The sequence below is a fragment of the Piscinibacter defluvii genome (assembly GCF_004011805.1).
In the GTDB taxonomy this organism is placed as follows: Bacteria; Pseudomonadota; Gammaproteobacteria; order Burkholderiales; family Burkholderiaceae_C; genus Piscinibacter; species Piscinibacter defluvii.
In genome coordinates, this window is record NZ_RCHJ01000134.1 from 1 (window position 1) to 617 (window position 617).

Annotated in this window: 1 protein-coding gene; it reads left to right on the forward strand. The window is 62.6% G+C overall.

The features are described 5' to 3' along the window. The coding region (locus D9C15_RS33235) for a hypothetical protein (RefSeq protein WP_205854987.1) at window positions 1–487 on the forward strand (487 nt) is incomplete at its 5' end. Window positions 488–617 lie beyond the last annotated feature (130 nt).

Genomic DNA, 617 nt, shown 5'->3' on the forward strand with positions numbered 1-617 from the left:
CCGCTCAGCTCAAACGTTAGGCCTCACGATGAACCCGTCACGAGTAGCCTCGACCGCTCTGCTTGGGCTGCTCACGCTCCATCATCTGGCCCAGGCCGCAACGGCGGACGAAATCGAGGTCCGGCTTTTCTATGCCCAGTCCGGCACATTCTCCGAGCCGATCTCTGAAGGTGCGGAACTTTGGAACGTCATCGCAGGCGAGCAGGGCCTCCGCGAGCCCTCAACGTCTACGTTCGTGCGCGTTCGGGTGTCTGAGTCAGGCGCGGGAAGCAGGAACGCGGGCCGAGTAGTTCTCACTGTCACTGATCAGCACACCAAGAAGAGGTCAATCCTCACCAAGCACCTTGGTGCATTCGGGCCAAACGGCGTGCAGTACGTCGGCTTCTGGTTGCCAAACACCGGCTGTGCCTCGCTGCGAATAGAGGCTGCCATCGCAGGCACAGCATCGGCGGTCGCTCGAAACATCCCATTTCGATGCGGCGAGTGAGGCCTAACCCTTCGCTCGAGTGGACCCACACCGGCATGGCACTTGGCCCGCGCGGCGTTGTGGTCCATCATCCCCCGCGCGGGCCAAGCGCCATACCGGTGCGGTCCCCTCAGCTCAAACGTTAGGCCTC